Origin of the sequence: Collinsella sp. AM13-34 (genome assembly GCF_003473055.1) — a bacterium.
Taxonomy (GTDB): Bacteria; Actinomycetota; Coriobacteriia; order Coriobacteriales; family Coriobacteriaceae; genus Collinsella.
This window is the reverse complement of the sequence record NZ_QRLE01000014.1, coordinates 1-25,253: the sequence shown is the minus strand read 5'-3', so window position 1 is coordinate 25,253 and position 25,253 is coordinate 1. Positions and strand designations below refer to the sequence as shown.

The 25,253-nt window shown below is 61.8% G+C and carries 23 protein-coding genes; 18 read left to right on the top strand and 5 right to left on the bottom strand.

Features of this window, described 5'->3' with window-relative positions:
• Positions 1-254 precede the first annotated feature (254 nt).
• Entirely contained in the window at positions 255-1,145 is an 891-nt protein-coding gene (locus DW151_RS07015) for a DegV family protein (RefSeq protein WP_118335099.1), read from the top strand.
• Between the two features lie 80 nt (positions 1,146-1,225).
• On the opposite strand, the gene DW151_RS07010 is transcribed toward DW151_RS07015, so the two are convergent.
• Positions 1,226-2,317, bottom strand: coding sequence for a hypothetical protein (locus tag DW151_RS07010; RefSeq protein WP_117639734.1), 1,092 nt, complete (start codon positions 2,315-2,317; stop codon positions 1,226-1,228).
• 191 nt (positions 2,318-2,508) lie between these two features.
• On the opposite strand from DW151_RS07010, the gene DW151_RS10585 reads away from it, so the two are divergent.
• Complete coding sequence (locus tag DW151_RS10585) at positions 2,509-2,679, top strand: hypothetical protein (protein WP_158568425.1); 171 nt, start codon at positions 2,509-2,511, stop codon at positions 2,677-2,679.
• 24 nt (positions 2,680-2,703) lie between these two features.
• Here the strand turns inward: DW151_RS10585 and DW151_RS07005 are convergent, their stop codons facing one another.
• Both DW151_RS07005 and DW151_RS07000 read right to left on the bottom strand, forming a co-directional pair.
• Positions 2,704-3,807 (bottom strand): RsmB/NOP family class I SAM-dependent RNA methyltransferase, encoded by a 1,104-nt coding sequence (locus DW151_RS07005; protein ID WP_118335097.1) that lies wholly within the window; start codon positions 3,805-3,807, stop codon positions 2,704-2,706.
• A 36-nt stretch (positions 3,808-3,843) separates the two neighbouring features.
• Positions 3,844-5,994 (bottom strand): methionine--tRNA ligase, encoded by a 2,151-nt coding sequence (locus tag DW151_RS07000; protein ID WP_118335095.1) that lies wholly within the window; start codon positions 5,992-5,994, stop codon positions 3,844-3,846.
• Positions 5,995-6,127: 133 nt separating this feature from the next.
• Between DW151_RS07000 and DW151_RS06995 the strand changes: the two genes are divergently transcribed.
• The 3 genes from DW151_RS06995 (at position 6,128) to queA (ending at position 8,622) form a co-directional block, all read left to right on the top strand.
• Complete coding sequence (locus DW151_RS06995) at positions 6,128-6,697, top strand: DUF3267 domain-containing protein (RefSeq protein ID WP_117564474.1); 570 nt, start codon at positions 6,128-6,130, stop codon at positions 6,695-6,697.
• A gap of 67 nt (positions 6,698-6,764) precedes the next feature.
• Positions 6,765-7,340, top strand: coding sequence for an epoxyqueuosine reductase QueH (locus DW151_RS06990; protein WP_117564473.1), 576 nt, complete (start codon positions 6,765-6,767; stop codon positions 7,338-7,340).
• 70 nt (positions 7,341-7,410) lie between these two features.
• Positions 7,411-8,622 carry a tRNA preQ1(34) S-adenosylmethionine ribosyltransferase-isomerase QueA gene (gene queA, locus DW151_RS06985; RefSeq protein WP_118335093.1) on the top strand — a complete coding sequence of 404 codons (1,212 nt, stop codon included), beginning with the start codon at positions 7,411-7,413 and terminating at the stop codon, positions 8,620-8,622.
• A gap of 332 nt (positions 8,623-8,954) precedes the next feature.
• Here queA and DW151_RS06980 read toward each other — a convergent pair whose 3' ends face one another.
• Positions 8,955-10,718 (bottom strand): hypothetical protein, encoded by a 1,764-nt coding sequence (locus tag DW151_RS06980; protein WP_118335091.1) that lies wholly within the window; start codon positions 10,716-10,718, stop codon positions 8,955-8,957.
• 294 nt (positions 10,719-11,012) lie between these two features.
• Between DW151_RS06980 and DW151_RS06975 the strand changes: the two genes are divergently transcribed.
• The 5 genes from DW151_RS06975 to DW151_RS06955 all read left to right on the top strand — a co-directional run bounded on the left by DW151_RS06975 (position 11,013) and on the right by DW151_RS06955 (position 15,113).
• A complete protein-coding gene (locus tag DW151_RS06975; RefSeq protein ID WP_006235414.1) occupies positions 11,013-11,813 on the top strand; it encodes an SDR family NAD(P)-dependent oxidoreductase in 801 nt (266 codons plus the stop codon).
• Between the two features lie 464 nt (positions 11,814-12,277).
• The gene (gene tgt / locus DW151_RS06970; RefSeq protein ID WP_055250876.1) at positions 12,278-13,417 is read left to right on the top strand and encodes a tRNA guanosine(34) transglycosylase Tgt; all 1,140 of its coding nucleotides are present in this window, start codon (positions 12,278-12,280) and stop codon (positions 13,415-13,417) included.
• Between the two features lie 213 nt (positions 13,418-13,630).
• Positions 13,631-14,389: a TIGR00730 family Rossman fold protein gene (locus DW151_RS06965; protein WP_118335089.1), complete on the top strand. Its 759-nt coding sequence runs from the start codon at positions 13,631-13,633 to the stop codon at positions 14,387-14,389.
• Positions 14,390-14,502: 113 nt separating this feature from the next.
• Positions 14,503-14,802, top strand: coding sequence for a type II toxin-antitoxin system RelB/DinJ family antitoxin (locus tag DW151_RS06960; protein ID WP_055250873.1), 300 nt, complete (start codon positions 14,503-14,505; stop codon positions 14,800-14,802).
• Positions 14,803-14,804: 2 nt separating this feature from the next.
• Positions 14,805-15,113 (top strand): type II toxin-antitoxin system YafQ family toxin, encoded by a 309-nt coding sequence (locus DW151_RS06955; RefSeq protein WP_055250871.1) that lies wholly within the window; start codon positions 14,805-14,807, stop codon positions 15,111-15,113.
• Positions 15,114-15,206: 93 nt separating this feature from the next.
• Here DW151_RS06955 and DW151_RS06950 read toward each other — a convergent pair whose 3' ends face one another.
• Positions 15,207-16,067: a DegV family protein gene (locus tag DW151_RS06950; RefSeq protein WP_117735923.1), complete on the bottom strand. Its 861-nt coding sequence runs from the start codon at positions 16,065-16,067 to the stop codon at positions 15,207-15,209.
• A 156-nt stretch (positions 16,068-16,223) separates the two neighbouring features.
• Between DW151_RS06950 and DW151_RS06945 the strand changes: the two genes are divergently transcribed.
• From DW151_RS06945 to DW151_RS06910, 8 genes are all read left to right on the top strand, one after another.
• Positions 16,224-16,886 (top strand): HAD hydrolase-like protein, encoded by a 663-nt coding sequence (locus DW151_RS06945; RefSeq protein ID WP_118335087.1) that lies wholly within the window; start codon positions 16,224-16,226, stop codon positions 16,884-16,886.
• A 54-nt stretch (positions 16,887-16,940) separates the two neighbouring features.
• Positions 16,941-18,377, top strand: coding sequence for a M20 family metallopeptidase (locus tag DW151_RS06940; RefSeq protein WP_118335085.1), 1,437 nt, complete (start codon positions 16,941-16,943; stop codon positions 18,375-18,377).
• Between the two features lie 319 nt (positions 18,378-18,696).
• Positions 18,697-19,635 (top strand): phosphate ABC transporter substrate-binding protein, encoded by a 939-nt coding sequence (locus DW151_RS06935; RefSeq protein ID WP_117854930.1) that lies wholly within the window; start codon positions 18,697-18,699, stop codon positions 19,633-19,635.
• A gap of 24 nt (positions 19,636-19,659) precedes the next feature.
• Positions 19,660-20,568 carry a phosphate ABC transporter permease subunit PstC gene (gene pstC / locus DW151_RS06930; protein ID WP_118335083.1) on the top strand — a complete coding sequence of 303 codons (909 nt, stop codon included), beginning with the start codon at positions 19,660-19,662 and terminating at the stop codon, positions 20,566-20,568.
• Positions 20,561-21,487: a phosphate ABC transporter permease PstA gene (gene pstA, locus DW151_RS06925; protein ID WP_118206527.1), complete on the top strand. Its 927-nt coding sequence runs from the start codon at positions 20,561-20,563 to the stop codon at positions 21,485-21,487. Before pstC ends, pstA begins: the two co-directional genes overlap by 8 nt.
• A complete protein-coding gene (pstB, locus tag DW151_RS06920) occupies positions 21,484-22,356 on the top strand; it encodes a phosphate ABC transporter ATP-binding protein PstB (protein WP_118335081.1) in 873 nt (290 codons plus the stop codon). The genes pstA and pstB overlap by 4 nt, the downstream gene beginning before the upstream one ends.
• A gap of 203 nt (positions 22,357-22,559) precedes the next feature.
• A complete protein-coding gene (locus tag DW151_RS06915; protein WP_118335079.1) occupies positions 22,560-24,419 on the top strand; it encodes an ABC-F family ATP-binding cassette domain-containing protein in 1,860 nt (619 codons plus the stop codon).
• A 6-nt stretch (positions 24,420-24,425) separates the two neighbouring features.
• The gene (locus DW151_RS06910; protein ID WP_118335077.1) at positions 24,426-25,196 is read left to right on the top strand and encodes a Cof-type HAD-IIB family hydrolase; all 771 of its coding nucleotides are present in this window, start codon (positions 24,426-24,428) and stop codon (positions 25,194-25,196) included.
• Positions 25,197-25,253 lie beyond the last annotated feature (57 nt).

Here is a 25,253-nt window from a genome sequence, read left to right as displayed (position 1 = left end):
TTTTGTTTCGATTGGGGATGGGCAGCCGAATTGTTAGCCGAACGGTTTGGTAAATCGATTTAGTGGAGGTAGATATGGCGGTTGAGTGGAGACGACAGAGGGTGTTTTCTCAGATATTTATGCGTGGGGTCGGTGGAGACGATGGTGGTAAAGATGTTCGCTATTATTGGTTCGATTTGGTAAATAGTGGACATATGTACCGTATGTAGGCTCACTGTGCGATAATTTGCGCAGCAATGAGTAAGGAGCCTCATATGAGTGATTTTGTCCTGACCTGTGAATCCGCCGCCGACCGAACCCGTGAGTTCTTTGCGTCGCGCAATATCCCTGTCGTGTGTTTTCATTACGAGATCGACGATGTTGTCTATACGGACGATCTGTATCAGTCGATTACGCCGGACGAGTTTTTTGCCCAGATTGCCGCAGGCGCCATGCCCAAGACGTCTCAGGTGAGCGTGGGCGAGTACGAGGAGTTTTGGGAGCCGTTTGTTGCCGAGGGTAAAGACGTGCTGCACCTGACGTTGTCGTCGGGTATTTCGGGTACGTATGGCTCGGCTTGCGTTGCGGCGCAGATGCTCGTGGATCGCTATCCCCAGGGCGGCAAGGTGCGCGTCATCGATTCGCTAGCGGCGTCTTCGGGCTTTGGCCTGCTGGCGGAATGTGCCGCCGACGTGCGCGATAGCGGGGCTTCACTCGACGAGACGGCCGCTTGGATTGAGGAGCACAAGCTCAACCTGCACCATTGGTTCTTCTCGACCGATCTATCGAGCTACCTGCGCGGCGGTCGCATTTCGGCTGCGAGCGCGATCATCGGCACGGCGCTTAAGATTTGCCCACTTATGACGGTCGATTGCGAAGGTAAGCTGTCGCCACGTGAGAAGATTCGCACTAAGAAGCGCGCGATTTCCGAGATGGCTAAGACCATGATGGCACACGTGCAAGACGGTGCGGATTATTCGGGTAAGTGCATCATGTCGCACTCGGCGTGCCGCGAGGATGCCGAGGCAGTTGCGGCGCTGATTGAGGAACAGGTTCCTCAGCTTAAAGGCAAGATTGAGATCAATAACATCGGTACTCTGATTGGCTCGCATACCGGACCTGGCACGGTGGCGCTCTTCTTTATGGGCGACAAACGCGTGGATTAATTTGCCCCATCACATCGCTGCATGATTGCTCAGACGAAAACGGCCCGCCTCACGTTTGTGGGGCGGGCCAAGATGTTTTGTTAGCGTTTCTTTCCGCGGAAGAAGAAACCGTGCAGTGACGGCTTGAGGCCGCGGTTGGCGCGACGCTCCTCGACGCGCTCGTGGATCGAAGCGACGCGCTCGATGACCTCGTCGGGAATCGGCACGTCGGGATTCATGTTCTCGACCTGGCTGACCTCGGCGGCGGCGACCTGGTCGATAATGGGCACGTCGTCGCGCGAGATAACGGGCGTGGCGTCTTCCTTCATCTTGCGATAACGCTGCATCATGTCGGTCTGTAGCTGCTGGGCCGAAGGCGGCGTCCAGATGATGGCGTTGGCGCCTGCGGCGATGGTTTCACGGATGCTCTCGGGCGTCTTGCCGCCCGGCGCGATGAGCGGCAGGTTGGGATAGTGCTCGCGCAGCTCGCGTAGGACCTGGGGCGTGTTCTTGCCGGCGGCGATGTTGAGAATCTTGGCTCCAGCGCGCACCTTGGCGTGGGCATCGTCGTCGCAGCGAACGACCGTAGCGATGACGGGGATGTCGGCGATGTTGGTGATGTGCTCGACCATCTCGGCGGTGGCGGGGGAGTTGACCACACAGCCCGCCGCGCCCTGCATCTCGGAGACGGCTGCCATCTGAACGGAGCGCTTGCCGGTGGTGGTGCCACCGCCCACGCCTACGAAGACCGGGCACTCGGCGACGGTCAGCAGCGCCTGCGTAATGGCGGGCTGCGGCGTGAAGGGGTAAACGGCAAAGACGGCATCGGCGTTGGAGTTGCGGATGACCGCGACGTCGGTGGTGTAGATGAGCGATTTGATACGACGGCCGAAGAGCGTGAAGCCGCTGGCCTCCTCAATCTCGTCAGGCATGCGAAGGGCCGCCTTGCGCAGGCGCCCGTCGATGGGCAGCGGCTCCATGGGAAGCAGTCCGTTGGGGGTCACGGCTACCTGGGGTTCGGTGAACTCGTCTGCGAGCTCGACCTCGGAGAAATCGACCGAGGCGACGATGTCCTCGTGAACCTCGGCGGGCACATCGATGGGGGCTTGGTCGTTTGCCGCGGCAGGCGTGTCGAAGGAGCTGGTGCCGACGAAGGCGTCGACGCGCTCATTTAGATCGTTGAGGGTATCCATGGAAGCTCGATTCTATGTGATGACGGCCGGCGCGATGCAGCCGGAATTGCGAATGCTAAATCGTTTGACGAGTTGATTTTTCCCCGCCGCGCCATCCGTTAGACCGAAGGGCCGGCGAACGTGAAGGAGCTGTGGTGGCGGGTATTGAGGTGCTATCTTGAATGTCCCGTTTAAAAGAGAGGTGACGCGGTATGGAATTGACAGCAATGTTTAGCTCGATTGGCCTGTGCGTGGGCGCAATCGTTGCCGCCGCGGTCATCTACTTTGTGGTCACGGCCATTAAGGGCAAAAGGGCCGAACGCAAGGAGCGCGCGACGCTTAAACAGCATCGCGACCAGCAGGGCAAACGCGCACGGAGATAGCTTGTTGAGTTTTGGATCCGTGCGCTAGCTGCGTTTTCGGATCAGGGCGATGTAGAAGCCCTCAAAGTCGCGGCTAGGCGGAATGGTGAGCGTGCCGGACAGGCCGTTGGCGATGGCCGATACCTGACCCGCGGCAATGGCCTCGGTTAGGGCGTTGGACTCGATGCGCGGCTCCTCGCCAGCTTCCTGGGCGCGGCGTGCCTCACTTTCGCTTGGCGTGCCGTCGAGGGGGATGAGCTCGCAGTCCATATGCTTGTCGAGGGCCTCTTGCAGGGCGTCCTCGTTTTCCTGCGGCAAGATCGAACAAGTCGAATAGACGAGCGTGCCGCCCGGTTTGAGGGCTCCCATGGCGCGGTCCAGAAGCGCACGCTGCGAGCGGGCGCATTTGACGAGCAGCTGCTCGGTCAGGCCGCGCAGGCTTTTCTCGTTGCCGCTGATGACGGTGCCCGTGCCGGTGCAGGGAGCGTCGAGCAGGATGCGGTCAAAGCGGAAGAACTCGTCGAGCTCGCGTGCGTCGGTGCGCATGACGGGCACGTTTTTTGCGCCTTGGCGGTGGAGGTTGGCTTCGAGCTTCTCGGCGCGGGGAATGCTCATCTCGCAGGCGGTAAGGTGCGCCTGCCCCTGCGTGAGGGCGGCGATCTGCGTCGTCTTGCCGCCAGGGGCTGCGCACATGTCCAGGATGTCCTCGCCTGCCTGAGCGCCCAGGACCAGCGGCGGCATCATGGACGACAGGCTCTGCAGGTAGATTTTGCCGTCGCGGTAGATGTCGAGATCCCACAGATCGGAAACCTGGGCCTCGGGCAGGATGAAGGCGTCTGGGTACCAGGTGACGGGGTTGTGGGCGATGTCGGCGGCATCGAGCGCCGCAGCGATGTCCTCGGCGGTTGCCTTGAGCGTGTTGACGCGCAGCGTGACCGGGCGCGTGGCCGCGGCGCCGAAGCCCTCGATCATGAGCTCGGCATCGGCGGGCGCATAGGCGCCGGCGACCGTGTCGACCATAAAGCGCGGCAGGTCGGCGGCGGAGTGTTGGGCGGCAAGCTGGTCGGAAAGCTCGGTGGCGGCAAACTGCCTGAGCTTGAGCTCGGGCTTAACCTGCTTTTTCTGCTTACGACGACGCGGCTTGGACATCCGTCTTTCCTTCCCATTCCATTACATGTCGAGTGTTTAGTACTGGCTCTCGTGCTTGCTAAAGAAGTCGAAGCGCGGGGGCAGCGGCTTCACGCGGTGCTCGCCGGGCTTCTCGCCCAAGCTCTCCACAAACTCGTCCGTGGAGGCGAAGATGTTGTCCCAGCTAAAGAAGGCGACCGGGTCGACATCGAAGTACTCGCAGATGAGCTCGCAGCCGGCCGGCACAATACCGTGCATCAGGACGGTCGCCACGCGAAGCTCGGTAAAGGCGTCGACGAGCGCCTGCGTCATCGCAGCGTTTGCCTCCTCGCCCTCGAGCTTGTTAGCGGCCTTGGAGGCGTCGCTCCAGCGCTTGTTGGCGGCGCGCAGGTAGTCGTCGCACACGGCAAGCGCGCGGTGCGTCTCGAACTTGTACATAGCCTGCTCAAAGGCGAGAGCTGCCTGCTCGGCGGCTTCGACCACGGTGTCAGAAGCGGCACCGGCGGGGATGCAGCCGTTGCGGTAGGGGCTCTCGTCGCCCTCCTTGATGGCGACGCCGTAGAAGCAGCTGCGGGCCAGGCGGTTGAACACGCCGGTCAGCAGCGCGCTCTCCTTAAGGGCCGGATCGATAACGCGCTTGTCGTCGCAGGCACGCACCTCGTTGCCGTCCTTGTCCTTGCCGGTCACACGCGTGTCGTATGCCTTGGGGCTAAAGCTCACCGGCTTCTCGGATAGGCCGAGCGACAGCCAGTGCGCGCGCATCTGCTCGCAGGTGTAGTGGTTGAGCAGGTCGTCTGCCGGCGGGGGAGGGGTCTGCGAGGACGAGCTCGCCTTTTTGCCCATGTAGAGCAGGTGATAGCAGGCGCTGACGGTGCTCTGCGTAAGGTCCCAACCCAGGGCCTCCCACATGGCGGTTTGCGCGATGCAGTAGAAATAGATGTTGTCCTGACCGATGAACTGGTAGATCTGCGCGTCGTCCGAGCACCACCAGTCGCGCCAGTCGAGCGAGCTGTGCTGGTAGGTGGGCGCGGGGACCTGCGTGGAATCGGCGGCGGGCTCGCCCATGAGGGCGGCATCCTGGGCGGCGACGCCCTCGGTCACGCCGGCGGCCTTGGCATCGCGTGCGAGCACGGTGCGAGTGTAGCTGATGGGCGCCCACAGGCTCTCGGGCCAGCACCAGCAGGTGACGTCGGTTACGCCGTCAACCTCGGGCACCGGAACGCCCCAGTCGATGTTGCCGGTGATGCGGAAGGGCACGAGCGCCTTGCCGCTGCGGAAGCGCACGCCACCGTTGGCGAGCACCGCGTGGGCGTCGTCGCGCTCCTTCCAGCTGGGGAAGGTGACGATAAAGCTGCTCTTGTTGCCCTCGGGCTCCAGCACGGTGTGCTCGGGGAGCTGGTCCTCGACGGCATCGAAGGCCTCGCGGAACTTGTTCTGGATGTAGAGCTGAGCCGGCAGCAGCCACTCCTCCATGGTCTTGGAGACCACGGAGCGAACCTGCGGGTTCTGGGCGAGCTTGGCGGTGTAGGTCTTCATAAAGTCGAGGTAGGCCGGCAGGTCAAAGTAGAGATTGTCGACCGGGCGCAGCTCGGGCACCTCGCCGGTGAGCTGGCTCTTGGGCGCGATGAGCTCCTCGGGCTCAAACTGGTGGCCCAGATCGCACTCGTCGGCATAAGCCTTCTCGGACTTGCAGCCCTGGATGGGGCAGCGGCCGATGACCTGGCGGCCGTTGAGGAACGTGCCGGCCTTGGCATCGTAGAACTGCAGCGTGGAGCGCTTGGAGATGGTGCCCTGCTCGTGCAGGCGCTCGATAATCTCGGCAGTCACCTCGTTGTGGATCTGGGCCGCCGGCTCAAGGCCCGAGCCGCCGTAGATGTCGCAGCTGATGTTGTAGTTGTTGAGGGTCGCGGCCTGGCGGGAGTGATTGGACTCGACATACTCGCCGATGGACTTGTCGTAGCCCTCGTTCTCCTTGAGCTTGCGGTAGCTCTCCATGATGGGCGAACCGTAGCAGTCGGTGCCCGAGGTGAAGATGACGTTTTCGCGGCCCAGGCGGTCGCGCAGGAAGCGGGCGAAGAAGTCGGCCGGGACAAAGACGCCGCCGACGTGGCCAAAGTGCAGACCCTTGTTGCCGTAGGGCTCGCCGGCGGTAACGATGGCGCGGCGCGGCCAGCTGGGACGGTCGTTCATGGAGTATTTGGATGCCATGGGACTCCTTCGCATATAGGTAAGAGCGCGGCCGGGCACGGGGTTCGGCGGCGCGGTGGTCAATTCGTGCATATCGTTCGACATTATCGCACATGCGGGCGGGTGCGTGGCAGGGGCGCTATCCTAAGATGCTATGAATGAGATTTCCAACATACATGCGTTTGAGGACGAGGATTTTCTACACGCTTGCTTCGTGTGGGGGATGGCCGTGATCGCGGTGTTTGCCGTGTGCCTGGTGCCGGTGTTTATGCTGTTGGGCGGGCCTGCAGACTTGGATGCGGCTGAGGCGGGCGGCTGGATGGCTGTCGTGGGCTGGATAGTCGGCTTGGCTGCGGTCTCAATGGCATCGTTTGCCGTGCACGAGCTGGTGCATGCGGTGTTTTTTAAGCTGCTGGCGCCTGCGGGCGCGCAGGTGACCTTTGGGGCGAATCGCGAGACGGCGATGATCTATGCCTGCGCCGAGGGCGTTGTGTATTCGCGCCGGCGGTACATGGCGGTTTGCCTGGCGCCGACGGTTGTTGTGACGACAGCATTTGCCCTGGGGTTTGCGTTCTCGGACTATCCGCTGCTGTGCTACCTGGCGGCTGGTCTGCACTTGTCGGGCTGTGTGGGTGATTGGTATTACGTGCGGACCATTCTGCGCGACCGCCGTATCGTCGCCTGCGAGGATACGTCCTTTGGCGTGCGCTTTTTCGCAAAGTAGTCTTTTTGGGACGGGGCTATTTTAGCTGCCATGATGTCGGTGTGAGTTTTCTGGGACGGGGATGTCGATGAAGTCGTTGTTGCTGCATGCGTGCTGTGCACCATGCTCGCTTGAGCCGGTTCGCCTGCTGCGCGAGGAGGGGTTTGAGCCCACGATTTGCTGGACCAATCCCAATATTCAACCGCGCGATGAATGGCGGCGGCGTCTGGACGAGCTGCGCCGGTGGTGTGCCGATGGCGACATCGAGCTCATCGAGGCGGGGGAGGACCGCGAGCGCTGGGAGGCCGGCGTGGCCCCGCTGGGTGCCGATCGGCCCCGTCGCTGTCGCTCGTGCTATGCCTTGCGCTTGGCCGAGGCATGCCGCGTTGCCCAGGAGCGCAGGTTTGAATATGTGGGTACGACGCTCGCCGTCTCGCCGTATCAGCTGTTCGACACCTGCAATGACGTGCTTGAGCGTTTGGCGGCCGCCCATGGGCTCACCCCGGTGATTCGCGATTTTCGCCCGTATTATCCCGAGGCTACGCGCCGTTCGCGCGAACTGGGCATGTATCGACAGAACTACTGCGGCTGCCGCTTTTCTGCTGTCGAGGCGGCCATGGACCGCGCCCGCATCCGCGACGAGCGCAAAGCCGCCAAAAAGTAGTTCGTTTGGGACGTCAGCCTGCTAGGATGTAGAGCGGACTTTAGCTATATAAGGAGTATCCGACGTGTCTATGCGTACCGATGATTTTGACTACAACCTTCCTGAGGAACTGATTGCCCGGGCTCCTGCCGAGCCGCGCGACTCCTGCCGCCTGCTGGTGGTTGATCGCAAAGGCTCCGAGACAGGAACGCCGCTAGAGCATGGCGGTACCGTTGAGCACCGCATCTTCCGCGACATTATCGACTATATCGAGCCGGGCGATGTGCTCGTCATCAACCAGACGCGCGTGATGCCGGCCCGTCTTATCGGTCGCAAGGCTGGCTCGGGCGGTGTGGTCGAGACGCTGCTGCTCAAGCGCCGCGAGGATGTTGACCCGCTGGGTCACGTTTGGGAGTGCCTGGTCAAGCCGGGCAAGCGCCTGAAGCCCGGTGCTCAGATTGAGTATCGCGCCGGTGGCGCCCATGCGCCCGAGGGGGCTCCCGTGGTGCTGATGGCCGAGGTCATCGACTTTGTCACCGATAGCCGCGGCGGTCGTCTGGTGCGTTTTGAGCCGGCCGGTTGCAATGCCGCCGGTGACCCGCGCACGCTCGACGAGGCCATCCATGCTGCCGGCCACGTGCCGCTGCCGCCTTACATTACCGATTACGAGGGCGATCCCGAGAAGTACCAGACCGTCTACGCCATGAAGGAGGAGCACTCGGCTGCCGCTCCTACGGCGGGTCTGCATTTTACGCCCGAGCTTATGGCCGCTATCGAGGCCAAGGGTGCGAAGTTTGCCGCCGTCGAGCTCGAGGTGGGTATCGATACCTTCCGTCTGGTGGAGGAGGACGACCCCACGCAGCACGTGATGCACACCGAGCGCTACCACGTGTCGCAGGAGGTTGTCGACGCCGTGCATAAGGCTAAGGCCGAGGGGCATCGCGTGATTGCTGTCGGTACCACCGCAGTGCGCTCGCTCGAGAGCGCCTTTGACGCTGAGGCACCGGTGTCCGATCCGGCCGTGACGGCGCGCTATTTTGAGGGCCGCGAGGACGGGGCCGATACACTTGGCCGCGGTGACATCGTGGTGCGCGAGAACGCCACGACGCAGCTCTACCTTATGCCCGGCTCGACCTATCACGTGGTCGACGCGCTGATCACAAACTTCCACGTGCCGCGCTCCACGCTCATGATGCTCGTGAGCGCGCTTGCCACCCGCGACCAGATCATGGATGCCTACGCCGCCGCCATCGAGGAGCGCTACCGCTTCTTCAGCTTTGGTGATGCGATGCTCATTTTGTAGGTTACGGCGTTTTGCAAACGCCGTAACCGGCCGACGCTGCAAACCCCCCTAAGCGGCAATCTGACGTTCAATCGTCGGGCATGACCAGAAGGTCAATGCCCTCCTCTTTCACGTCACCTTGCTCGCTTAGGGGCGTTTTCGCTGACTTTGCCAAAGCATCGGCAGGTACTCATTGGGGACGTACTTAAATGAGTGCCTGCAGAATGAGAGTGGATAATCTCCCGTTTTTGGCCTGCTTGGGGGCTCAAAGTGGGAGATTATCCACTCTCGTCATTGGGCTTGTCGTTGGGGACGTTCTTGTTTGACTAGTCGTTTAAGAACGTCCCCAATGACTACTTGCTTGCGAACAGCCAGACTAGGATGATCACCAGGATTGCGGCGATGATGCAGGCGATGGCTCCGGTGAATTTGACGCGTGAGTCGCGGGTGCGCTCTCGTACGTCGTCTTCGGCGGCCTCGAGCTGGTCGACTTCTTGCTCGGTCTCGGCGTGTTCGGCTTTGTCTCGGGCCAAGGATCCTGCAAGCGACTCAGTGATCTCTGGGTGGTCGTGCACTTCGGTCGCCTGTTCGATGATCGACTGTGCATGTGCGGCATCTGCTTGGGCGTTGGCGATGGTCTGCTCCTGGTCGCGGCGTGCCTTGTCCTCCGCGGCGATCTTCTCGCGCAGTTCGCGCTGACGAGTCGCGGCGGCAGTCTTCGCCGTCTGCAACTCGTCGCGCGCGGCATCGGCTTCGGTCGTCACGGCTTGGTGCGCGCGTTTTGCGTCGGCGATAGGGGCTTGAGCCTGCTCGACGGCCTGCTCGGCTGCGGCAAGTGAATGCTCAAGGTCGGCGGTGATGCGCGGGACATCTTCTTCGGCTTTACGCAGGGCATCTGCCGTGTCGGAAATCTGCATCGAGAGCTCGCTGGTGCGCACTGTATAGTTGGCGGGATTTGCCGAGGGATTGCGTTGCAGCTCGGCATACTCATGACGCAGTGTCTCGAGCTGGGCGCGCGTGGCGTCGACGGTTTGTTGTGCGGCGGCAATGCCGGTGTCTCGCTCTGCCTTCACCTTGTCGCGGATGCGCTTGGAATCCTCAAGACGTCGAACGAGGCGGTTGCCGGTCTCGCGCGAGCTCGCCTCGCGGGCCTCCACGGCATCGAGCGCGGCCTTCAGACGGAGCTCAGTCGCGTCATCCTCTGTCTTCATTTGTTCGAGCTGACCCTTGAGCTTTGTCGCTTTGGAGGCGTGGGCATCACGGTCAATCTCGGCGGCCGCTGCAGTCTTTTGGGCCGTGGCAATCGCCTGGCGCTGGTCGGCGACGATCTGGTCGTAGCGGCCTGCGATATCCTGGCGCGTCTCGAGTTCCTCGGCCTGATCGGCAATGCGCTGCTCAAGTTCGGCCAGGTGGGCGCGGGCATCGGCAAGTGCCTTTTTCGCGGCGTTCATCTCGCGCATGGCCGAGGCGCCCTGGGCGATAAAGGTGCCCACGGCGTTCGCAGTGTTCGAGACAGCGGTCCCCAGATCGCGGCTCGCGGCGGGGGAGTGCGGGGCAGTCGGGCGAGCGGTGTCGGCAGCGTCCGTATCGGCAGCCTGCGGCACGGCGATATTGCCGGTACCGCCCTCGATCACAGAAAAGCCTGCTGCGTGCGGGTCGACCGCATCGGCGCCAATCGTGGGATGCTCGAGCTGCAGAAACGAGGGCATGGTGCTGCCCTGGTCGGCAACCGGAGTCTCGCCGGGTACGAAGGTCGAGGCTGCCTCGGCGGCCTCCTCTTCCTCGGCGTCAACGTCAGCGTCGGCCACGGCGTCTTTCATCGCTTTGACGGCATCCATCATGGAGTCCATGACGGCGTCGAGCTCTTCTTCCGAAGAAACCTCGATAGGGCCCGCAGCTTGCGAAGCGGCATCCTGTACGGGGTCGTCGTCCTGAGCGGGCGCATCGTCGTTTTGCTCGCCGGCATCTTCGGCGCCGGGGGTTTCCGCCGTAGCGCTTTCGTCCAAGATGGGGTCGTCGAGGTCAATATCATCGCAGGTCACAGCGTCGGCATCTGCAGTGACGTCTGCGGAATCATCAATATGCTGTTGAGTCTGGGGGTCCAGCTCGTCTGTCATAGGCATGTGCTCCTCATCGTTGTTTGTCACCCTATGATAAAGTCTCGCGCCGACATCCCGCGCACTGCAGCAAAGTTTCAAAACGTGTTCGATGGCTCGCGTCGATAGCAAAAACTCGGCCACTTTATCCAGTTTGTACTTGACATTCCCTTCGCCGAAAGACGTTGCGCCGTTCGCCTGCCATGGGCTTTATTTTTCACTTGAACCCGCTAAAGTTGCATTTCAGCTTTTGGCGCGTGAAGTTGGATGCGCGCAGTCGACGGGCGGGCCCGTCGCGATTTGAAAGGACTTTGTATGGGACTTTTCACTGGTAAGACCGTGATCGTCACCGGCGGCGGCAAGGCCACGCTCAAGGACGGCTCCGCTGGCTCCATCGGTTACGGCATCGATATCGCTTTTGCCAAGGAGGGCGCGAACCTCGTCATCACCGGCCGCAACGTTGCCAAGCTCGAGGCCGCCAAGGAATCCCTCGAGGCCGAGTACGGTGTCAAGGTTCTGCCTGTTCAGGCCGATGTCTCGGCTGGTCAGGACAACGAGGCTGTCGTCCAGAACGTCATCGACAAGGCCATTGAGGAGTTCGGCCGCATCGACGCCGTCGTCAACAACGCTCAGGCCAGCGCCTCGGGCGTGACGATCGCCGATCACACCATGGACCAGTTCAACCTCGCCATTTACTCCGGTCTGTATGCCACCTACCTGTACATGCAGAAGGCCTACCCGCACCTGAAGGAGACCAAGGGCTCCGTGGTCAACTTTGCTTCGGGCGCCGGCCTGTTTGGCAACTATGGCCAGTGCAGCTACGCCGCTGCCAAGGAGGGTATCCGCGGTCTGACCCGCGTCGCTGCCAACGAGTGGGGCAAGGACGGCATCAACGTCAATATCGTTTGCCCGCTTGCTTGGACCGCTGCGCTCGAGAACTTCCAGGATGCCTATCCTGAGGCGTTCAAGGCCAACGTCCACATGCCGCCGGCTGGCCACTACGGCGACGTCGAGAAGGAAATCGGCCGCGTTGTCGTTCAGCTCTGCGGTCCCGACTTTAAGTATATGAACGGCGAGACCGTCACCCTCGAGGGTGGCATGGGCCAGCGTCCGTAGGAGTTACGGCGTTTTACCAAACGCCGTAACGGGCCGACGCTGCGCGGTCACCAGAGCGACAACTTGTCATTCAAAGAGGGCGGCATGACCAGAAGGTCTATGCCGTCCTCTTTTCATGCCAATTTGTTCGCTCTGGTGACCGCTCGCTGATGTTGTCAGAGCATCGGCGTTACCTTGACTGTTGGATGTAGTCGTTGGGGACGTTCTTAAATGACTAGTCGAAAGGGACACTCTTGCCGGCACTTGGGGACAGTCCCTGAGTGCCGGCAGATTGGGGCGCTCATTTGCAAGATGGCGCTGAAGACTGTCCCCAACGTCTAGTCGTTTAAGACTGTCCCCAACGACTACCCAACGACTAGCGCGGGAACCTGATCCTAATGCACTAGTTTCTGTCGAGTCGGTGCTTCTTGCGGGTTGCCCGTATAATGGTTTGCGTATGAACCGCAACCAAGGAGTTCCAGTTTATGGACCAGAACCTTTTTAAATTCGACCTGATTGCCGAGGATCCGACGACGCACGCGCGCGCCGGCGTGCTGCACACCCCGCACGGCGACATCGAGACGCCGATCTTTATGCCCGTGGGCACCAAGGCAAACGTCAAGGGCATTCCTACCGAGACTGTCAAGAAGCTCGGCGCCCAGATCGTGCTCGCCAATACCTATCATCTGTCCATGCGTCCCGGCGAGGATACCATCGCCGAGCTGGGCGGCCTGCACAAGTTCATGAACTGGCACGGCCCCATCCTCACCGACTCGGGCGGTTTCCAGGTCTTCAGCCACAACGATGCCGTCAAGCTCACCGATGAGGGCGTGCGCTTTATTGTCAACGATTACGACGGCCGCCACGTGTTTTGGACGCCCGAGGACAACATGGAAATCGCCATGAAACTCGGCTCCGATATCTGCATGCAGCTCGACCAGTGCCCGGGCTATCCCGCCACGCGCGCCTACGTTGAGCGCGCCGTTGAGCTGTCGAGCATGTGGGCCGAGCGCTGCTATAAGGCGCATACCCGCGATGACCAGGCGCTCTTTGGCATCGTTCAGGGCGGCATGCACCTGGATCTGCGCCTGCGTTCGCTGCGCCATCTGGAGGAGTGCGGCGACTTCCCGGGCTATGGTATCGGTGGCTATTCGGTGGGCGAGGATCACGAGACCATGTTCGAGACCCTGGCGCCGCTCGTGAGCGAGTACATGCCCAAGCATAAGCCGCGCTACCTGATGGGTGTCGGCAACCCCACCACGCTCGTACGCGGCGTGGGCGTGGGCATCGACATGTTCGACTGTGTGCTGCCGACGCGCACCGGTCGCATGGGTACGGCGTTCTCCAGTGAAGGTCGCCTTAACTTCCGTAACGCGCGCTTTGCGCACGACGACGGCCCCATCGACCCCACCTGCACCTGCCCGGTGTGCACGGGCGGCTACAGCCGCGCGCTCATTCGCCACATGGTCACGCAGAAGGAGATGCTCGGCGGCATTTTGCTTTCGATGCACAATATCTACTACCTGCTCAACCTTATGCAGCGTGCCCGTCAGGCCATTATCGAGGGCCGCTACGGCGCATTCGTGAGCGATTGGATGAATAGTCCTGCCGCGGTGGATTACTAAGGGCGACAGACACGCTTGCAGAGCGTGGGCAACGGCAATGGTCGGGCGCCAGCCGGTCGTCACATTCGTTGACACCGGCTGCGCGACCGCTGACCGATAGCTTGCAAGTGCTTGATGCGTCGTGGGTACCATACCGAATAGTTGATGCTCGGGCGGGTGTTTGACGCATAGCGTCGACCCCGCCCGTTTTTCTTTTTCTCGATAGGAGTACCCATGATTAAGAATGAGAACGTCGAGGGCGAGCCTGCCTACGACGAGACGTACCGCCGCGGCCCCGTGGTCATGCGCGGCCCCATGATTCCTAAGGACAACACCTACGCCAACCTGCTGGCGCCCGAGGACTCGACCGACTGGCTGCATGCCGACCCGTGGCGCGTGCTGCGCATTCAGGCAGAGTTTGTCGATGGTTTTGGCGCGCTTGCCGAGCTTGGACCTGCGGTGACCATCTTCGGTAGCGCCCGCACGCCCAAGACCGATCCGCTCTACAAGGCGGCGCGTACCGTCGGGCGCAAGATCGCGCAACGTGGCGTGGCGGTCATCACCGGTGGCGGCCCCGGCATCATGGAAGCGGCCAACAGGGGAGCGGCGAGTGTCAACGGCAAGTCAGTTGGCCTAGGCATTGAATTGCCGCACGAGCAGGGGCTCAATAAATACGTGAACCTCGGCATGGACTTCCGCTACTTCTTTGTGCGCAAAACCATGTTCGTTAAGTACAGCTCGGGCGCCATCGTATTTCCCGGCGGCTTTGGCACGCTCGACGAGATGTTCGAGGTTCTCACGCTGGTGCAGACGCACAAGGTCAAGCGCATGCCGCTCGTGCTGGTGGGCACCGAGTACTGGCAGGGCCTATTCGACTGGCTCAACGGCCCGGTGATGGATGCCGGCATGATCAGCCCACTCGATCAGGAGCTGGTGCACATCACCGACGACCTCAACGAAGCCGTCGACATTGCGCTCAGCGGGCTGATGTAGATCAATCGTGCCCACGCGACATGAATACGCATGGCAATCTGATGTTATCTAACATCAGATTGCCATTTATATTGGGTATACTGGTGTAAAAGACGAGGGCGAGGAGGTCGCAAATGTCTACAGCAACAGTTAAGCCTACGACGGTTCGAATCGAAGAGGGGCTCAAGGAGCAGGCGACTGAGTTCTTGGATTCGGTCGGCCTCAGCCTCAATTCCTATCTCAATCTTGCCGTTCGGCAGCTGGTAAATCAGCGAAAGATTCCTTTTGAGATTGTAGGAAGGGCGGAGGTGCCCAACGAGGTGACGAGGCGCGCCATGGTGATCGCCGAGGCTCATGAGCTGGGGATTTTGCCGGACGATAGCCTGTCATTCAATAACGCTGATGAGCTTATGTCATTCCTCGATGAGGAATAGCGATGTTCGAGATTAAAGTCGAGGCTCAATTTAAGGTGGACTACAAACGAACGATGCGCATGCATCCGCAGCTAAAAAGTGAGTTTAAAGCGGCGGTTGCAGAGCTTGTGGCTCATGGGTCACTTCCGGCGGAGTATGGCGCCCACGAGCTCTCAAACCCGGGCGGAAACTACAACGGCCACATCGATTTCCACCTATCCGATGGCTTGGTCGATGTGGTCGTTCTTTATCTTCCCCATAAGACTAACCCAGTGATTAGGCTGGTGAGAATGGGCACTCATCAGGAACTGTTTCAGGGTCCGCTGGGCTGATCGCCGATTTCTAAGTTGCGGTGGAATAGGGATTGATTTGCGGCTGATAAGCCAAAAACAGTTCCTATTCCACCGCAAGTGGTAAAGGTGCCCCTAGTGGATGGGCTGGTAGCGGGGGCAGTAGCTGATGGCGATGGCGTCGACGCCTACATGGGTGGCGATGGTGCAGCCGATGGGGCCGGTGCCGGCGTCTACGTAATCCTGGCCCGCGAGTGCCTCGTTGACAAGTTCCTGCTCCTCGGCGGCGCCGGTCGTGAGCACACGCACGCTTGAGCCCGGGTGCTCGTCCAAAAACGCGAGGCAATCTGCCATGGTGTTGGCGACGATGCGCTTGGCGCCGCGGCCCTTTTTGATGGCCTTGATCTCGCCCGATTTCCACTCCGGCGAAACGGCCAGGCGAATGTTGAGCATCTGCGTGAGCTGGCCGGCAAGCTTGGGCGCGCGGCCGTTCTTAACGAGGTTCTCGAGCGTGCGGGGAATCAGCAGCAGGTGGGCGTCGGGCAGGGCCGCGCGGATCTGCGCCTCGGTCTCGTCCAGGCTGCGGCCGTCCTCGCGCATAGCCAGCGCGTACTCCACCAGCAGGCCCTCGGCGCCCGAGCCGGTGCGCGAATCGATGCAGCGCACGTCGAGCTCGTGGGTCTCGGCGACCAGGCATGCGTTGGAATAGCAGGCGGACCACTCGCTGCACAGCGAGATAAAGATCGCGCTGTCGTGGCCATCGGCGCGTACGCGGTCAAACAGCGCCTTGAACTCGCCGGCGCTCGGCTGCGAGGTGTGCGGCAGCTGCTCGGAGCCGGCCATGCGGGCGACGTATTCCTCGGCGGTAATCTGCACCTGGTCGAGCAGGTCCTCGCCCTCGATAATCACATGCAGCGGAATCACGTAAATGCCGAGCTCTTGGGCACGGGCGGGGGAGATGTCCGACGTGGAGTCGGTTATGATGGCAAAAGACATAATTGCACCTTTCGTTGGGGCGCGGCAGCGCCGCCTTCTGAAAGCAAAGTGCGACAAGTATAGTGGAGTTGCTCTACATTGCTAGGTTCAATTGTTGAATAGTCAACAGTTTGAAGCGGTGGTGTGGAAATCATCAACTGGGGAAGAAGGGTGCCGATGGCGGCATTGCAACTTTGCGAGCGGCCGGTTGTGCTGTTCGATTTTGACGGCACGGTGGCCGATACGGGTCGGGCAGTGATGACCTCGACGCGCAAGACGCTGGCTGCGCGCGGGTTTTCGGAGACGCAGATGGGTGATCTGCGCCGCATGATCGGGCCGCCCCTGTGGAAGAGCTTTCACGACTTTTACGGCTTTTCCCGCGAGGAGTCGCTTGTGGTGGCCGATGAGTACCGCGCCTTTTTTGATGAACTGGGACCGGAGGAGTATCCCGTGTTCAATGGGGTCCCCGAGCTGCTGGATGGGTTGGTCGCCCGGGGCAAGCGTATGGCCGTGGCGACGTCACGCATGGAGGCCAAGTGCATCGACATGGTGCATGAGCTCGGGCTCTCTCAGTTTGAGGCGGTGATTGGCATGAATCCGCCGCAGGGACGCGAGACCAAGGCCGATTCGGTCCGCGATGCCCTGGCGGCGCTCGGCGCGACGGCCGACGATGCCGTGATGATCGGCGATCGCTTTAACGATGTGGAGGGCGCGCACGCAATGGGCGTGCCGTGCATCGGCATCTATTCGGGCGCGGCGGCGCCGGGCGAGCACGAGGCGGCGGGTGCCGATGCGGTGGTGCACTCGGTGGCCGAGCTTGCTAAACTTTTCTCTATCTAGGAACTAAATGTGAGGGGCGGGTACGCTTGCCGCTCATTGGTAAGGAGGCAGTCTATGAATCAGGTGGAGCAGAGCGTCGCCGAGTATGTCGACGAGGTCTGGGAAGATGTCGTCGCCGATATCGAGCAGCTGGTGAGCTATCCGTCCGTGGCAGTTTCTGCCGATGCAGAGCCCGGCGCGCCGTTTGGCCGCCCGGTCCGTGACGCGCTCGACTGTGCGCTCGGCATCGCGCAGAAGCTCGGCTATCAGACGAGCGACGACGAGGGCTATGTGGGCATTGCCGATATTCCTGGCCGCGGCGACAAGCAGCTCGCGACCATCTGCCACGTGGACGTGGTGCCCGCCGGCCCGGGCTGGAACACCGACCCGTTTGCGATGGAGCGTCGCGAGGGCTGGCTGCTCGGCCGCGGCGTTATCGACGACAAGGGTCCGGCGGTGCTGTCGCTCTACGCCGGCGCCTATCTGCTCAAGCACGGCATTGTTCCGCGCTACACCTTCCGCGCACTGCTGGGCTGCGATGAGGAAGTGGGCATGTCCGACGTTCACCATTATCTGGAGAACTACGCAGACCCCGACTTTTTGTTTACGCCCGATGCCGAGTTTCCGGTCTGCAATGCCGAGAAGGGCCAGTTTGGGGCGACATTTGTGAGCTCCAAGATCGACGGCGGGCGCATTGTGTCCTGGAGCGGTGCCGAGGCGAGCAACGCCATTCCGTCGCAGTCTATCTGCGAGCTTGCGATTGCCGCCGATGAGCTGCCGGCGCCGGTCGAGAACGGCGACCGCCTGGAGATCACGGCGCTCGATAACGGGCATGCGCAGATTTTCGCCCACGGCATTGGCGGTCATGCCTCGATGCCAGAGGGAACGATCAACGCCGTCGGGCTGATCGTGGCGTATCTGCGCGAGGCCGAGGACGCGTTTGGTGCACGCGACGAGCGCCTGCTGACGCCTGCCGAGCACGAGTTCGTCAAGTTCCTGGCCTTTGTGCATGCGGACGCCTATGGTCGCGGCCTGGGTATCGATGCGACGAGTCCGGCGTTTGGCCCGCTTACCTGCAACGCTGGCGTCATCCGCGTGGCGGATGGCCATATTGAGCAGGTCATCGACGTGCGCTTCCCCGACAGCACGAGTGCTGATACCATCCGCGAGCAGCTCGATCCGCTCGTGGGCCGTTTTGGCGTGACGTGCCGTGTGGGTCGTGCGAAGGTGCCGTTCTCGGTCTCTGCCGACGATCCGGCCGTAAAGGCGCTTATTGATACCTATAACGAGTTTACGGGCAAGCATGCTGAGCCCTTTGCCATGGGCGGCGGCACGTACGCGCGCAACTTTGCCCGCGCCGTCTCGTTTGGCCCCGAGGAGACCGGTCTGGAGCTGCCCGAGTGGGGCGGCCAGATGCACGGTCCCAACGAGTGCGCCAACGAGGAACAGCTCAAGCAGGCGCTCAAGATTTATATCGTGGCGATCTTACGTTTGAACGAGCTTGAGCTTTAAGGCTGCGGCGTTTTAACAACTTAGCACCCCTTTCGTCCGGGCTTTTTAAGTTGCGGTGGAATAGTTCCTAGAATGGGCCATTTGATGGCCAAGCAGGAACTATTTCACCGCAACTTTGTTTTTATTGGTGTAAAAGGCGGGCCATGCTTGGTGGCGGGTTTGTTATTCGTTTGTAAAGCCGAGCCGCGCTTGCGGTAAGGGTCTATCAGATGCCCGTAATAAAGCGCAGCTGACGCGGGCGCTGCCCGATCGAGACCGTATCTTTCCAAACAGCAAAGCGGGCAGGGTGCCCGCGAGTCGCTTGTATGAAAGGAAGATCATGCTCGATCAGGCTTATTCTCGTCGTCAGTTCCTCGGCCTCGCTGGTGGTCTTGCCAGCATCGTCGGTCTCGGTCTCGTTGGTTGCGGCGGCTCCAACGCCGCCAACACCGCTGCTGAGGGCAGCGCCGCTGCTGCCGAGTCCGTCTCCGGCGAGGTGACCTACGACGGCGCCTCCTCGTTCCAGGCTCTCGTCGAGGCTGCTGCCGAGAAGTTTATGGATGCCAATCCCGACGTCTCCGTCTCCGGTTCGGGCAACGGTTCGGGCAAGGGCCTGACCGCTGTTGCCGCCGGCACCGTTACTATCGGTAACTCCGACGTCTTCGCCGAGACCAAGCTCGAGGCCGATCAGGTCAAGAGCCTCGTCGATCACGAGGTCGCCGTCGTGGGCATGGGCCCTGTCGTCTCCAAGAACGTCAAGGTCGATGATCTGTCCCTCGAGCAGCTCAAGGGCATCTTCTCCGGCCAGATCACCAACTGGAAGGAGGTCGGCGGCGACGACGCCAAGATCGTCGTCCTCAACCGCAAGGCAGGCTCCGGCACCCGCGCCACCTTCGAGGCCGCCGTCTTTGGCGACGAGGCCGTCGACTTTAAGGGCGACGCCGAGCTCGACAAGTCCGGCGACGTCCAGACCCAGATGGCCAGCACCGACAACGCCATCTCCTACCTCGACTTCTCGCACTTCGACGACTCCAAGTTCAACGCCATCAAGGTTGAGGGCGTCGAGCCCAAGAGCGCAAACGTTACCGACGACTCCTTTAAGATCTGGGCGACCGAGCACATGTACTGCTCCAAGGACGCCGACGAGGCCACCACGGCCTTCCTGGAGTTCATGCTTTCCGACGACGTCCAGGGCAAGCTCGTCGAGGAGCAGGGCTTTATCCCCGTCTCTGCCATGAAGGTCGTCAAGGACGCCAGCGGCAAGGTATCCGCTAAATAAGTAATCGCCCCGGAAAGGTTTGCAATGGCAAAACAGCTGCCAAAGCGCGACCTTGAGAACGTGGGCCTGGGCGTCACGGGCGCGTGCGTAGCGCTCGTGACGCTTGTCGTTGCCGCGCTCATCTTTATGGTCGCCCAAAAGGGCCTCTCGGCTTTTTTCAAGGACGGCGTCTCGATCGTCGAGTTTTTTACCGGTACCAAGTGGGACCTGGCCAACACGGCCGAAAACGGCCTGCCCTACACTGGCGCCCTGCCCCTGATCGTCACCTCGTTTGCGGTCATGGTGCTCTCCACGCTCATCGCACTGCCCATCGCCATCGGCTCTGCCATCTTTGCGGTCGAGATTCAGCCTAAGTTTGGCTCCAAGGTCTTTCAGCCGCTTATTGAGCTTTTGACCGGCATTCCCTCGGTCGTCTTTGGCCTCATCGGTTTTCACGTGGTCGTCGGCCTTATGAAGAGCGTTTTCCACGTGAGCACAGGCCTGGGTATCTTGCCCGGCGCCATCGTGCTGGCCGTCATGATTCTGCCGACGATGACCACGCTTTCGGTCGATGGCCTGCGCGCCGTGCCCGATAGCTACCGCCAGGGTTCGCTCGCGCTGGGCTACACCCGCTGGCAGACCATCTGGCACGTGGTGCTCAAGTCCGCCATGCCCTCGCTCATGACCGCAGTCATCCTTGGCATGACCCGCGCCTTTGGCGAGACGCTCGCCGTGCGCATGGTCATTGGCGGCATCGAGGCCATGCCGACGTCGCTGCTGTCGCCGGCGTCCACCATCACCACCACGCTCACCACGTCCATGGCGGTCTATGCCGAGGGCTCGGCCCAGGACGACGTCCTGTGGGCGCTCGGCCTGCTGCTGATGGGCATGAGCCTCATCTTTATCCTGATCATCCACCTTATCGGCCGCAAGGGGGCGAAGGCTCGTGGCTAGCACGCGCATCCACATCGACGAGGCGAGACTCGGGCGTGTCCAAAAGCAGGACTGCATCGCCACGGGCGTGCTGACGGCGATTGTCGCCATCGTCATGCTTATCGTCGTCTCCATGGTGGCCTACATCCTGTTCGAGGGTATCTCGACGCTGTTCCAGCCGGGCTTTCTCACGCAGCCCGCACGCGCCAACGGAACGCAGGGCGGCGTGCTCTACCAGCTGTTCGACTCGTTCTATCTGCTGCTGATCACCCTGATCATCTCGGTGCCCATTAGCCTGGGCGGCGCGGTCTTTTTGGTTGAGTACGCGCCCGATGGGCCCATCCGCGACATCGCCTCCACCGCCATCGAAACGCTGTCCTCGCTGCCCTCCATTGTCGTGGGCATGTTCGGCTTTCTGGTGTTCTCGGTGCAGCTGGGCTGGAAGTACTCCATCATCTCCGGCGCTGTCGCGCTCACCATGTTCAACATCCCCACCCTGGTGCGCGTGATTCAGCAGGCGCTCGAGGACGTGCCGCAGGCCCAGCGCGATGCGTGCCTGGCCATGGGCCTCACTCGCTGGGAGGCCACACTGCACATCCTGATTCCCGAGGCCATGCCCGCCATCGTGACCGGCATCGTGCTTTCGGCCGGCCGCGTGTTTGGCGAGGCCGCGGCGCTGCTCTTTACCTCGGGCATGAGCTCGCCGGTTCGCCTGAACTTCTTGAGCTTTAACCTGTCGAGCCCCACCTGCGCCTGGAACGTGTTCCGTCCCGGCGAGTCGCTGGCCGTGCACATCTACAAGATCTATGGCGAGGGCAGCCCCGAGGCCCAGCAGATCGTTTGGGGCACCGCCGCACTGCTGATGACCTGCGTGCTGCTGTTTAACGTAGTCGCCCGTATCGTGGGCAAGCAACTGGCAAGGAAGATGACGGCCGAATGAGCGATATGAATGCAACGCCCGCAACCGAGGCGGCCGCGTCCGACACCCAGGACTTCCTGTCGAGCGTGGGGGAGAGCGAGAAACGCGTGCGCGTGAGCGGCAAGGTCGTGAGCGACGAGGTCGTGCTCTCCGCCAAGAACGTCAACGTGTACTATGGCAACCACCATGCTCTGCACGATGCGTCGCTCGACTATCACAAGGGCGAGATTACGGCGCTCATTGGGCCTTCGGGCTGTGGTAAGTCGACCTTTTTGCGCAGTCTCAACCTTATGAATCGCGAGATTCGCGGTTGTCGTGTGGAGGGCGAGATCAACTACCGCGGGCGCAACGTGAACACCAAGACCGAAAACACCTACGAGCTGCGCCGTTCCATTGGCATGGTGTTCCAGCAGCCCAACCCCTTCCGCAAGTCTATTCGCGACAACATCACGTTTGCGCCCAAGCGCCACGGCATCACCGACCGTGACGAGCTCGATCGCATGGTCGAGGAGAGCCTGCGCGGCGCGGCGCTGTGGGACGAGGTCAAGGACAAGCTCGACAAGAGCGCCTACGCGCTTTCGGGCGGCCAGCAGCAGCGTCTGTGCATTGCGCGCACGCTGGCGCTCAACCCCGACGTGATTCTGTTTGACGAGCCCTGCTCGGCGCTCGACCCCATCTCGACGCTGGCGATCGAGGACCTGATGTCGTCGATCGTTGCCGACCGCGCCATTGTCATCGTGACGCACAACATGGAGCAGGCGTCGCGCGTGTCCAACCGCACGGCGTTCTTCTACATGGGCGATATGGTTGAGTACGACGAGACCGACGAGATTTTCCAACGGCCCAAGGATAAGCGGCTGAATGATTACCTCACCGGCATGTTCTCCTAGTCCGGGACATGCTTGAGGCCCGCGGCGGCCATAGTCGCCACGGGACTGATTGGAGAGGCGGGTCATCTCTTTTGCGAGATGGCCCGCCTTTTTGCGTCGTGTGCTGGTGCGCTTGCCCAAAACCACCACAAAGGTGCCTGTCCCCTTTGTGGTGGTTTTCGCTATCATGGACAACGTTGAATTTCTACGAAGGAGCAGGGCATATGGCGATTCTTTTGGGATGCGATTCCGTCAGCCTAGAGTTTCCCACCAAGCATATTTTTAATAGCGTAACGCTCGGCGTGGGCGAGGGCGACCGTATTGGTATTGTCGGCAAAAACGGCGACGGCAAGTCGACGCTGCTGAGTGTACTCGCCGGCACGCTGGAACCCGACGACGGCCGCGTGACGCACCGCCGCGGCACGACGATCGGATTGCTCGGCCAAAAGGACAACCTGGTCGATACCGACACCGTGCATCATGCCGTCGTGGGCGACGCGCCCGAGTATGAGTGGGCGTCGAGTCCGCGTACGCGCCAGATTCTGGCCGGCCTCATCAGCGATGTGCCCTGGGAAGGCACGGTGGGCGAGCTTTCGGGCGGCCAGCGCCGTCGCGTGGACCTCGCGCGCCTGCTGATCGGCGACTACGACGTGCTCATGCTCGACGAGCCCACCAACCACCTGGACATGCGTACCATCAACTGGCTTGCGCGTCACTTAAAGGCCCGCTGGCAGCGCGGTCAGGGCGCCATGCTCGTGGTCACGCACGATCGCTGGTTCTTGGACGAGGTCTGCACCAGCATGTGGGAGGTCCACGACGGCCAGGTCGATCCCTTCGAGGGCGGCTACTCGGCATACATCCTGCAGCGCGTGGAGCGCGACCGCATGGCCGCCGTCACCGAGGAGCGCCGCCGCAACATGGCGCGCAAGGAGCTCGCGTGGCTGAGCCGCGGCGCCCAGGCACGTTCCACCAAGCCCAAGTTTCGCGTGGATGCCGCTCGCGAGCTGATCGCCGACGTGCCGCCCGTGCGTGACGAGCTGGAGCTCAAGCGCCTGGCCGTGAGCCGCCTGGGCAAGCAGGTTATCGATGTGGTCGACGTGGATGCCGGCTATGCGGATGCCGATGGCACGTCCAAACAGGTGCTCACCGATGTGACCTGGCTCATCGGTGCGGGCGACCGCTATGGTCTTTTGGGCGAGAACGGCGCCGGCAAGTCGACGCTGCTCGACGTGATCCAGGACAAGATCGCGCCCCTGCGCGGCCGCGTGAAGATCGGCCAGACGGTGCGCTTTGGCGTGCTGTCGCAGCAGCTCGAGGAGCTCGAACCCTACATGGGCGACACGATCCGCGAGGTGCTCAGCCACTATAAGAAGTACTACGTCATTGACGGCAAGGAGACTTCACCCGAGAAGCTCTGCGAGCGTCTGGGCTTTACGACGCAGCAGCTCTGGAGCCGCATCGGCGATCTTTCGGGCGGCCAGCGCCGTCGTCTGTCGCTGCTGCTGACGATCCTGGACGAGCCCAACGTGCTCATCCTGGACGAGCCCGGCAACGACCTGGATACCGACATGCTGGCGATTGTCGAGGACTTGCTGGACGGCTGGCCCGGCACGCTGATCCTGGTGACGCACGACCGCTTCTTGATGGAGCGCGTGACCGACCAGCAGTGGGCGCTGCTCGACGGCCACCTGACGCATATGCCCGGCGGCGTGGACCAGTACCTGCGCCTGTGCAACGCTACCGCCGAGGGCGAGCCCGTGGGTGCGCCGAGCGCCAAGACCGGCACGTTTGACACCGGTGCCGCGGCGGCTGCGGCCGAAAAGCCCAAGTCGAGCGGCCAGCCCAATGGCCTTTCCAACGCCGAACGCCAGAAGCTTCGCCGCGAGGTGAGCTCGCTCGAGCGCAAAATGGAGACGCAGCGCGCCCGCGTTGAGGAGGCCGAGGCAGCAATGGCCCAGGTCGATCCCACCAACTACACGGCGCTGGGCGAGCAGCAGGCAAAGATCGACGAGGCCCACGCCGCCATGGACGAGTTGGAGATGGCGTGGCTCGAGGCGAGCGAGAAGCTCGAGGGCGAGGAGTAGGCGAGGATGATCAAGGCCGCGTTTTTCGATATCGACGGTACGCTGCTGAGCTTTAAGACCCATCGGATTCCGGCGTCGGCGCAGCAGGTGCTCGACAGCTTTCGCGAGCAGGGGATCGCGTGCGCGATCGCCACGGGTCGCCCGACCTATCAGATGCCCGATTGGCTATTCGATCTTGGTTGGGATGCGTACATTACGCTTTCGGGCCAGCACTGCTTTGATGCCGAGGGGGTTTACCGCAGCTGCCCGATCGATCCGGACGACGTCGCGGTGATCGTGGACCAGGTGGCCGAGGGGCGCTACGACTCGCTGTGCATGCAGGGCGAGAACTCGTTTGTGAACCGCCTGTCCGAGCGCGTGGTGACGGCCGGTAGCAACGCGGGAATCGTCTACCACGAGGAACCGTTTGAGCACGCTTTTGACGCGCCGGTTTACCAGTTCTGCGCCTTTGTGGACCCGGCCGACGAGCATATCGTGACCGATGCGGTGTCGCATTCGCTCACTACGCGCTGGTGCGATCTGTTCTGCGACATTATTCCGGCAAACGGCGGCAAGGACCTGGGTGTGGCGGCGACGCTGGAGCGCCTGGGCATCGACGCGAGCGAGGCGATTGCCTTTGGCGACGGCGAGAACGACCTGTCGATGTTTGCCGCCGTGGGCACGAGCGTGGCCATGGGCAACGCGCAGGATACCGTGAAGGCCGCGGCGACCTACGTGACGACCGCCGTGGACGACGACGGCATCTACAACGCCGCCAAACACTTTGGCCTGCTGTAGCTGCGGATTCGGCATCTGGGGACGTTCCTTTTAATATGAGCAGGACATTGTCAAGAG